The sequence below is a fragment of the Flavobacterium cyanobacteriorum genome (assembly GCF_002251835.1).
GTDB lineage: Bacteria > Bacteroidota > Bacteroidia > Flavobacteriales > Flavobacteriaceae > Flavobacterium > Flavobacterium cyanobacteriorum.
Genome location: NZ_NOXV01000101.1, coordinates 1 through 2,778, shown reverse-complemented (window position 1 = coordinate 2,778; position 2,778 = coordinate 1). Strand labels below are relative to the sequence as shown.

Sequence of the window (2,778 nt, the reverse complement as noted above, 5' to 3'; positions counted from 1 at the left end):
AAAAATCATAAAAAACAACCTCGTTTAGTGCTTTTTAAGCGAGGTTTGTTTTTGTACAAAGAATGTTGTTGTTTAAAAAAAGAAGGGCTAAAAACGTTTGTTTTAGCTNTTAACCCGTTGGGTGAAATTAAATTAATTGATTTTTGATGTTATTTATTGGTCNCAACTCCCTCCAACAACTAAATTTTAAAAAAATCATAAAAAACAACCTCGTTTAGTGCTTTTTAAGCGAGGTTTGTTTTTGTACAAAGAATGTTGTTGTTTAAAAAAAGAAGGGCTAAAAACGTTTGTTTTAGCTTCAAAAAAGTGACTTTTAAAGAAGTATTTACCTTCCCTTGATTGATTGGATACCACTTGAGCTATACTCTTCGGTTTTTTAGCAATGAACTTGAGGTATTTCTTCAAGTTGTAAGTCAAGGCTGCCATCAAAACATGTTTATTGGCTTGTTGTATTCCTCGCGTGTTGACACGCTTCATGTTGGTAAAGTTGATGAGCGTTCCCAATACAGGTTCAACGGTTTTACTTCGCACCCTGGCCATTCGTTTGGCATACGCATAGTTTTGACTGAGCTTTTGGTGCATCTTGTCATAAAGCTCTTTGTGTATACTGTCGTCTATCTTCTTGAAATTGGTTTTCATTCCACAACACTGTTCTCGAAGTGGACACTTCTTACAATCACTTTCACTACTACGATACGTGCGTTTGGTGTAGCCTTTGCTGTCTGTTCTCTCGCCTTTAAAAAGTAGTTTGGCTTGATTGCCTCTTACTTTGGTGCATTGATAATAGTTTTCTGCTTTGTTGTACACAAAGCCTTCTCGCTCAGCAACGTATTGTCCGAAGTTAGGCATCCAAGCATTGATATTGTTGTCGTTTAAGTATTTTAAGGCCTCGCCACTACTGTAACCAGCATCAGCTAATACTTCGCCTAGTTCTAATTGGTTCTCTTCTAAATTTTCTTTGGTTAGTTCCACTATTTGTTCCAGACACTGACTGTCTCTTTTATCCGCAAAATCAGCACAGGCTCCGGTGATGACATGGTGTGCATCGTCTACGGCGAGTTGCCCAAAGTAATTAAGTTGACGTGCCTTGCCCGGCTTTACACTCACTCGGGCATCGGGATCCGTTGGACTGTAATGCGTGTGATTGGATAAATATTTGGGACGAATTAAGTTGCCATTTTCATCTTTTCTCTCGCCTTTGATACTTCCCTTTGGTTGACCTTTATAGGTTTCTGTTTTCCAATCATGGTGTTGGTCAACAAGCTTTTTACGTGTTTGGCTAACTTTGTATTGGCTGTTATCATTAAGCTCCTGAGCATAATAATCAACATCTTCCAAAACTTCTTTCTCTACCAAGCTGTCCATGGAAGCATTGGCTTTGATAAAAGCACTATCAACCGCTTGGCGTTTACCTCGAACCATTCCTTTTACTACACAAAGCGAAAGTACTTCCTTGAAGAGTTTCATAAATACTTCTTCTCCATACAATTGACGTGTTCGGCTAATCGTGCTGTGCCAAGGCAACGCCTCATCAATATCATACCTAATAAACAAACGAACATCTAAACAATTGGAACAATACTCTATCAGTTTTCGATCGGAATTGATGTTGTTCAAATAACCAACCAAACAAATTTTGAAGAAAACTACAGGATCAATACTCTCTTGTCCTTCTTCTCCATAATAGTCTTGTGTGGCTTTATATAAAAACCCAAATTCAATAGATTTATCCAACAATCGATAGAAATTATGCTCAGGAATTAAGTCCTGTAGATGAACTTGGTAGAGCATTTTTGGAGTGAGTTCTTTTCGTCCTTGCATAATCTAAAAATACATCTTATCTATAGCTTTTGCAAGTGTTTTTTGGTATATTTGAGCAGTTGTGCAACAAGCACAGCAGTTTGGCGTAATGGGGGCTGACGTGCTTAATTGAACATTAGTCTTTTTTATTTACATTTGTGCAAGGCTGAAATTTAGTACATATAAATCCCCCATTACGCCAAGCTGCAAACCGTCAGGCTGTGAAAAAACCCACTTTTCTCCAAAACCTTATCCTCTAAAACTTAATTTGTTTTGTTTTAAGCCAAGTTACATTTGGGTTTATTTTGATTTGTTCCAAAGATAATTTGAGTTAAAAAGAGCTTTAAACAAGTCGTTTTTAAACAAAACAAGAACTTTCTCTTGTAAGGTGAGTTCCATGCTTTGAGTTTGGCTATTAAATCGGGCACGCCGAGGATGTTGATGCTGCGTTTGATGTTGTAGACTAGCATAATCAAACTGTGTTCGCCGTTTACTTTCTCTAATCCTATTAAATTGGTGTAATTGTATCCCCATTTTCGTTTGATGGTGCCAAAAATGTGCTCATTAATTTCTTGCCTCTTTCGGTACAGTTGTGGGTTGGCTTGGTAGCGCTGGTGGTTCTGTTCTACGGCGTCGGCATATTGGCTTCTATCAATCTCTCGTCCGCCTTTTCTACGGGTGCACTGGATTTTTACTGGACAGGTTTTACAAGCTGTTGTGCGGTATTTTTGGTATATACAACCGCTTTCTTCGGTGCGACCAGTTTGATTTTCCTGTAGCTTAAAAAAATTGAGAATTTAATAATACAATTTAAATTGGGGAACTTTTTATATCATTTAGATGTTTCTTTGATAAAGTTTTAGATGTAAATCCATTCTTATAGTTACATAATTTTCAATATAAAAGTGAATAGTAATAATATTATAAATGGTTTTTTAGTACACGACAAAAAATATAATTGATTAAAAATCAATAAAA

The 2,778-nt window shown here is 36.7% G+C and carries 2 protein-coding genes; both read right to left on the bottom strand.

The genetic code is table 11. From position 1 onward, the window contains the following. Positions 1–195: 195 nt before the first annotated feature. A complete protein-coding gene (locus CHU92_RS01140; RefSeq protein WP_243389534.1) occupies positions 196–1,821 on the bottom strand; it encodes an IS1182 family transposase in 1,626 nt (541 codons plus the stop codon). Positions 1,822–2,078: 257 nt separating this feature from the next. Then, the gene (locus tag CHU92_RS01135; RefSeq protein ID WP_262494626.1) at positions 2,079–2,597 is read right to left on the bottom strand and encodes a transposase; all 519 of its coding nucleotides are present in this window, start codon (positions 2,595–2,597) and stop codon (positions 2,079–2,081) included. Positions 2,598–2,778 lie beyond the last annotated feature (181 nt).